Annotated in this window: 8 protein-coding genes; 5 read left to right on the plus strand and 3 right to left on the minus strand. The window is 75.3% G+C overall.

Features of this window, described 5'->3' with window-relative positions; genetic code table 11:
- A partial coding sequence (locus tag AE652_RS31655; protein WP_049657803.1) for a CHAD domain-containing protein occupies positions 1–320 on the plus strand: 320 nt, incomplete at its 5' end.
- 115 nt (positions 321–435) lie between these two features.
- On the opposite strand, the gene AE652_RS31660 is transcribed toward AE652_RS31655, so the two are convergent.
- Positions 436–1,284 (minus strand): uracil-DNA glycosylase, encoded by an 849-nt coding sequence (locus tag AE652_RS31660; protein ID WP_082346100.1) that lies wholly within the window; start codon positions 1,282–1,284, stop codon positions 436–438.
- 155 nt (positions 1,285–1,439) lie between these two features.
- Here AE652_RS31660 and AE652_RS31665 point away from each other — a divergent pair, with 155 nt between their 5' ends.
- The gene (locus AE652_RS31665; RefSeq protein WP_079272701.1) at positions 1,440–2,432 is read left to right on the plus strand and encodes a slipin family protein; all 993 of its coding nucleotides are present in this window, start codon (positions 1,440–1,442) and stop codon (positions 2,430–2,432) included.
- Between the two features lie 82 nt (positions 2,433–2,514).
- On the plus strand, positions 2,515–2,964 hold the full coding sequence (locus AE652_RS31670) for a CBS domain-containing protein (protein ID WP_049657806.1): 450 nt from the start codon (positions 2,515–2,517) through the stop codon (positions 2,962–2,964).
- A 129-nt stretch (positions 2,965–3,093) separates the two neighbouring features.
- On the opposite strand, the gene AE652_RS31675 is transcribed toward AE652_RS31670, so the two are convergent.
- Entirely contained in the window at positions 3,094–3,717 is a 624-nt protein-coding gene (locus tag AE652_RS31675) for a TetR/AcrR family transcriptional regulator (protein WP_049657807.1), read from the minus strand.
- A 74-nt stretch (positions 3,718–3,791) separates the two neighbouring features.
- On the opposite strand from AE652_RS31675, the gene AE652_RS31680 reads away from it, so the two are divergent.
- Positions 3,792–4,295: a hypothetical protein gene (locus tag AE652_RS31680; RefSeq protein ID WP_049657809.1), complete on the plus strand. Its 504-nt coding sequence runs from the start codon at positions 3,792–3,794 to the stop codon at positions 4,293–4,295.
- Positions 4,296–4,337: 42 nt separating this feature from the next.
- Positions 4,338–4,850, plus strand: coding sequence for a hypothetical protein (locus tag AE652_RS31685; protein ID WP_049657819.1), 513 nt, complete (start codon positions 4,338–4,340; stop codon positions 4,848–4,850).
- Here the strand turns inward: AE652_RS31685 and AE652_RS31690 are convergent.
- The coding region (locus tag AE652_RS31690) for an FAD-binding and (Fe-S)-binding domain-containing protein (protein ID WP_049657812.1) at positions 4,841–6,862 on the minus strand (2,022 nt) is incomplete at its 5' end. The two genes, AE652_RS31685 and AE652_RS31690, sit on opposite strands and share 10 nt — an antisense overlap.

The following is a 6,862-nucleotide window of genomic DNA, read 5'->3' on the forward strand; positions in this document are numbered from 1 at the left end:
GGGAACGGGACCTCGCCCTCCACGCGGCCCGCAAGGCGGCCAAGCGCGCCCGCTACGCCGGCGAGACCGCCGCCCCGGCCGTCGGCGCCCGGGCCGAGCGCTACGCCCAGCGGATGAAGGCCGTCCAGGAGGTGCTGGGCGAGCACCAGGACGCGGTGGTCGCCGCGAGCACCCTCGCCGCCCACGCGGCGAGCGGCGGCGAGCCCTTCGGCTACGGCGTCCTCTACGGCCGCCAGCTGGCCGCGGAGGAGGCCGCCCGGCACCGGCTGCCGGAGGTCTGGCGGCCGGCGGGCAGGCGGAAGCTGGCCCGCTTCGGGTAGCGGCGGCCTGGCCGCTGAGCGACCGGGCCTCGTCCGTCGCGGGCGTCACGCTGCCGGTGGACGGCGGGATCACGGCCACCCACCGGTTCGACCGACCGGCCCGCTTCGCCGCGCCCTACCGGGGGTCGAGCCCCGCCGAGCGGGCGGCTTCGCGCAGCAGGTCCCGGAGCATCGCGGTGGTCAGCCGGCCGGTGTTGGTGTTGCGCGGGCTCACGTGGTAGCAGCCGTACATCCGCAGGTCCGGTCCGCCGTCGCGGGCCGGGAAGGCGGCCACGGCGGCGTGGCCGAAGGCGGGGCGGGGGCGGGGGAGCTGCCAGCCGGCGTCCGCGATCACCGGCAGCATCGCCTGCCAGGCGAAGCCGCCGAGGGCGACGACGGTGCGTACGGTGGGGCGCATCAGCTCCAGCTCCCGGGTGATCCAGGGGCGGCAGGTGTCGCGTTCCGCGGTGCTGGGCTTGTTGTCCGGCGGGGCGCAGCGGACCGGGTCGGTGATCCGGACGCCGGACAGTTCCAGGCCGTCGCCGTAGCGGACGGACTCGGGGCGGTTGGCGAGCCCGAGCTCGTACAGGGCGGCGTAGAGCAGGTCGCCGGAGGGGTCGCCGGTGAAGATCCGGCCGGTGCGGTTGGCGCCGTGGGCGGCGGGGGCGAGGCCGACCAGGACGAGCGGGGCGTCCGGCGGGCCGAAGCCGGGGATCGGGCGGGCCCAGTAGTCCTGGTCCTGGTAGGCGCGGCGCTTGGTGCGGGCGGTCTCCTCGCGCCACGCGACCAGGCGCGGGCAGGCCCGGCAGCCGGTGACGACGCGGTCCAGCGCGGCGAGTCCGGCGGCCCGGGCGGCCGCCTCGGCGGGGTGCCGGGGGTGCTCGGGGTCGTCGGCGGCCTGGTCGGAGGCCGTATCGGAGGCCGGATCGGACGCCAGGTGGGAGGGCTCGTCGGCGGGGGAGGAGGGCGCGGCCTCGGTCGGCATGGTCGAGATCCTAGGGGCAATCGGACGTTCGTACCGGCGTCCTCCGGGCAGGCGTAGCGTGGAATCAGTTGCTCCGGCGGTCCCCGGCCGGTCCGGGTCGGCGGCGGCCGGAGACGCCGGTGTGCGCGCAGTGCGCCGGTCGCGAGGAGGCCGCGATGATCGTCGATGCGGTGCTGGGTGCGCTCGGGGGGCTGGCCGGGCTCGGGGTGATCTGTGCGGGCCTGAGCATCAGGGTCGTCCAGCAGTTCCAGAAGGGCGTGGTGTTCCGCTTCGGGAAGGTGCGCGACGAGGTGCGCGAGCCCGGGCTGGTGGCGCTGATGCCGGTCGCGGACCGGCTGCGCAGGGTGAACGTGCAGATCGTGACGATGCCGATCCCGGCGCAGGAGGGCATCACCCGGGACAACGTGACCGTGCGGGTGGACGCGGTGGTCTACTACCGGGTGGTGGACCCGGTGAAGGCCACCGTCAACGTGCAGGACTACAACTTCGCGATCTCCCAGGTCGCGCAGACCTCGCTGCGCTCGATCATCGGCAAGAGCGAGCTGGACGACCTGCTGGCCAACCGGGAACCGATCAACCAGGGGCTGGAGTTGATGATCGACAGCCCGGCGCTGGGCTGGGGCATCGAGATCGACCGGGTGGAGATCAAGGACGTCGCGCTGCCGGAGTCGATGAAGCGCTCGATCGCGCGGCAGGCGGAGGCCGAGCGGGAGCGGCGGGCCCGGATCATCACGGCGGACGGCGAGTACCAGGCCTCGCAGCGGCTGTCGGACGCCGCGGCCGTGATGAGCGCGACTCCGGCCGCGCTGCAACTGCGGCTGTTGCAGACCGTGGTGGAGGTGGCGGCGGAGAAGAACTCGACGCTGGTGCTGCCCTTCCCGGTGGAGCTGCTGCGCTTCCTGGACAGTGCCACGGAGGTCCAGCAGCGGAACCTGCTGACGGCGGCGGCGGTCGCGGCCGGGGCGAAGGCCGTGGAGGAGGCGGTGGAGAGCGGCGAGATCCCGGAGGAGGGGCTGGAGCCGGAGCCGCCCAGGCATGAACTCCCGCCCCTGGAAGAGGTGTTGGAGCAGTCGCCGCTGGACCGTCCGGAGTCGCCGGACGGCCGGGTCGGGCGCGGCGGCCCCGCCGGGTCGGACGGAGCGGAGTGAGCGGGTCGGCCCCGGTGGCGTCGGCCATCCGCCCGGACCACGATGGACGAGGGGAACGGGAAGCCAGGTCAGGAGGCGGACCATGACCAGAGCCAGCGACATCATGCACCCGGGCGCGGAGTGCATCCGTGAGCACGAGACGCTCGCGGCCGCCGCCCGGATCATGCGGGAACGCCATGTGGGCGCCCTGCCGATCTGCGGGCCGGGCGACAAGCTGCTGGGGATCGTGACCGACCGCGACATCGTGCTGCGCTGCGTCGCCGAGGACCGCGACCCGGCGTCGGTGACGGCGGGCGAGCTGGCGCAGGGGCGGCCGATGACGGTGGAGGCGGACGAGGACTGCGAGCAGGTGCTGCGGGTGATGGAGCAGTACCAGGTGCGCCGGCTGCCGGTGATCAACCACCCGGAGCACAAGCTGGTCGGCATGATCAGTGAGGCGGACATCGCGCGCGGCCTGCCGCAGGCACGGGTCGCCGAGTTCGTCTCGGCGGTCTGCGCGGAGGAGGCGCCCGCGGGGGCGGCCCAGGGCTGACACCCCCGCCGCGCGTACGCGGGTTGCGGCCCCCGCCGGCGGACGGGCGGGGGCCCCGGTGCCGTCGGTGCTCTCCGTGCCGTCGGCGACCGCGGTGCCCTCGGCATTCTCGGGGGTGTTGGCGCGGTCTCAGGAGGCGGGGGCGGCCAGGGTGTCGAGGTGGCGGCGCAGCACCGCGCGCAGCTCGTCCGGGCCGACCAGGTCGGGGTGCTGGACGGCCTGGAGGGTGAGGCCGTCCAGCAGGGCGGAGAGCCGGCGGGTCTCGAGGTCGAGGTCGAGGCCGGGGGCCAGGCCGCCGGCGCGTCGGGACTCGGCGAGGACGCGTCGGACCAGGTCGTCGAGGCCGGTCTGCATCTCGACGGCGCGGGGCCGCAGGTCGGGCCGGGTGCGGGCGGCGGTGACGAAGGAGAGCCAGAGCGCGGACTCCTCCCGGCGCCCGGCGTCCAGCGGGAGGGTCTCGGCGAGCAGTCGGACGGTCCGTTCGCGCCGGTCGGTGCCGTCGGCGGCCGGGTCGAGCAGGGCGGCGGCGTGGGCGCGGATGCGGGCCTCGATCCGCCGGGCCAGCTCGCGCATCGCGAAGATCATCAGCTCGGAGCTGCCGGCGAAGTAGTGCCGCACCGAGCCGACGGCCAGTCCGGCCTCCTCGGCGACGTTGCGCAGGGAGGCGTGCTCCAGTCCCTCCCGGGCCGCGACGCGCAGGACGGCGTCGGCGACGGCCTGGCGGCGTTCGGCGGGGTCCACGATCTTCGGCATGTTGCCGTTATAGCACGAGCGAGCTAAATTGCTGATTTAGCACGGTCGAGCTACAAAAATTCGGGGAGGCAGGAATGAACGGCTGGGTGCACGCGGGGCTGATCGCCGTCGTGGTCGTGGTGGGGGTGATCCGGCGGCTGCGCGGCGAACCGCTCAACGCCCGGGACCTCTTCGCGCCGCCGGTGGTGCTCACCGCCCTCGGCGTGTGGGCGCTCGCCCAGAAGCACGGGCTCGGCGCGGCCGACTACGGCTGGATCGCGGCGGGCGCCGGGCTCGGCGTCGCACTGGGGGCGGTGCGCGGCGCCACCATCCGGGTCTACGGGCGGGAGGGCGTGCTGTGGCAGCGCTACACCGGGCGGACCTTCCTGGTTGCGGCGGTGTCGCTGGCCCTGATGGCCGGCTTCGCCGCGCTCGCCGCGCACTTCGGCCTGGCCGCGGATGCCCGTCCGATCCAGCTGTCGATCGGGGTGGGCTTCCTGGGGGAGGCGCTGGTGGTGGGCTTCCGGGCGCTCTCCTCGGGTACGCCGTTCGCGCCGGAGAAGCGGGGCGCGAGCCCGCTGGACCGGTTCGGCCGGTAACTTTGGTTGTCGGGAGCGGATTCGTTAACTATGGTTGTCACCATGACGACCGTGGAGATCACTCCGGAGGAGCGGGCCGCGCTGGCCAAGGCCCTCCTCGACGCGCTCGACCCCCTCGCCGCCGCCGTGCGCGCCCGCGCGACGGGCCTGCCCGCGGAACGGATGTGGAACGCCGAGCCGGTCGAGGTCGCGCTCTCCGTCCTGTCCGCCTGGAAGCTGGTGGACGCCGAGGTCAAGCTGCTCACCGCGGGCGCGGCCGCCACCGCGGGTTCCTACGGCGCCAGTTACGAGCAGCTCGGTGCCGCCTGGGGCATCACCCGGCAGGGCGCCCGGAAGAAGTGGCCGGAGGCCGTCAGCCGTCCGGCGGCGCGGCCCGGGCTGCTCGAACTGTTCGGCGGAACAGCCGAGTTGGCGGAGGACGAGACCTCCGGCGGCTGGCGCTGGACGGCCATCGGCGCGGACGGCGCCACCGGTGGGGCGGCGGCCGGCCACCGGACCAGGGAGGAGGCCGCGGCCCACGCCGGGGCCTTCCTCGCGGCGCACCGTCAGGACTGATCCCGCAGCTCCCGGGCGATCAGCTCCGCGAGGTGCAGGGCCCGCCGCCCGTCCGCGAGTTGGGCGATCTGGGTGCGGCAGCTGAAGCCGTCCGCCAGGACCACCGCCTGCGGCCCGGCGGCCCGGAGCCCGGGCAGCAGCACCCGCTCCGCGATGGCCTCGGACACCTCGAAGTGGCCCCGCTCGAAGCCGAAGTTGCCCGCCAGGCCGCAGCAACCGGCCTCCAGCACCCGGTTGTTCAGGCCGAGGCGGGCCTCCAGCCGGCGGTCGGCGGCGCTGCCGAGCACCGCGTGCTGGTGGCAGTGGGTCTGGGTGACGGCGTCCAGCGGGATCCGGGGGAGCGGGGCGTCCGGGGCGAACTCGTCGAGGAACTCGGCGAAGGTGCGGGTGCGGTCGGCGAGCGGGCGGCCCTCCGCGCCGAGCAGCCGGGGCAGCTCCTCGCGCAGGGTCGCGGTGCAGCTGGGGTCCAGGCCGATCACGGGGGTGTCGGCCTGGACCCCAGCTCCGTCCAGTGCCCGCAGGCTGCGCCGCAGCACCCTTCGTGCGGTGCCGAGTTGGCCGGTGGAGTACCAGGTGAGGCCGCAGCAGACCGGGCCCGGGGGCAGCCGGACGTCGAAGCCCAGGTGCTCCAGCACCTCGACGGCCGAGCGCAGCACGCTCGGCTGGAGGCGGTCGGAGAAGGTGTCCGGCCACAGCAGCACCGGCTGGGCGCCCGCCGGGGCCGGGTGGGTGGCGCGGTGCCGCCGGTACCACGCGGTGAAGGTCTCCGGCGGGAGGACCGGCAGCACCCGGCGCCGGTCGATCCCGCCGAGCCGCTTGAGCAGCCCCCCGGCCCGGGAACGGGCGAGGGTGTTGGCGGCCCCGGGCGCGAGCGAGGCGGCCCGCAGCCAGAGCGGCAGCCAGCCCATCGAGTAGTGCGCGAGCGGGCGCGGCCGGCGCCGGTAGTGCTGGTACAGGAACTCGGACTTGTAGGTCGCCATGTCGACGTGGACGGGGCAGTCGCTCGCGCAGCCCTTGCAGCTCAGGCAGAGGTCCAGCGCCTCCCGCACCTCCTCCGAGCGCCAGCCGTCCGGGATCGCGTCCCCTCGCAGCATTTCGGCGAGCAGCCGGGCCCGCCCCCGGGTGGAGTGCCGCTCCTCGCCGGTGGCCAGGTAGCTCGGGCACATCACCCCGCTGCCCGGGGCCACGCACTTGGCGACGCCCACGCAGCGGTGCACCGCCTTCACCAGGCTGCCGCCGTCCTGCTCGTACGGGAGGGCCAGCGGCAGCGTGCGGCGCGGGGCCGTGACGAAGCGCAGGTCGGCGTCGAGCGGGCGCGGGTCGACCAGCGCGCCCGGGTTGAGCAGGTTCTCCGGGTCCCAGATCCGCTTGAACTCCCCGAACAGGCCGATGATTTCGGGCGGGTACATGCGCGGCAGCAGCTCCGAGCGGGCCTGGCCGTCGCCGTGCTCGCCGGAGAGCGAACCGCCGTACGAGACCGCCAGATCGGCCGCCTGCTCCAGGAACTCCCGGAAGACCAGCACCCCTTGGGGCTCGTCCAGCGGGAAGTCGATCCGCAGGTGCACGCAGCCGTCGCCGAAGTGCCCGTACGGGACGCCGTGCAGGCTGTGCCGGCGCAGCAGGGCGCGCAGGGCCCGCAGGTAGTCGCCGAGCCGCTCGGGCGGGACGGCGGAGTCCTCCCAGCCGGGCCAGGCCTCGCCGCCGTCGGGCAGCCGGGTGACGATCCCCGCGCCCGCCTCCCGGACGGCCCACAGCTGGCGCTGCTCGACCGGGTCGGTGACCAGGGCGACAGTGGCCGAGCGCTCGCGCTTCACCGCGTCGGCGAGCCGGCGGGCGGCCTGGTAGGCGGCCAGCGGGGTGTCGCCGCCGGTCTCCAGGAACAGCCAGCACTCGCCGGCGGGCAGCCGGTCCAGCGCGGGCGGGCGGGGCCCGGCGGCGAGCAGCGCGGCGATCAGGTCGGCCGCCATGCCCTCGGCGGTCAGCGGACCGTACGGCAGCAGCGCCGGGACGGC

The organism is Kitasatospora sp. MY 5-36 (genome assembly GCF_001182915.1).
In the GTDB taxonomy this organism is placed as follows: domain Bacteria; phylum Actinomycetota; class Actinomycetes; order Streptomycetales; family Streptomycetaceae; genus Kitasatospora.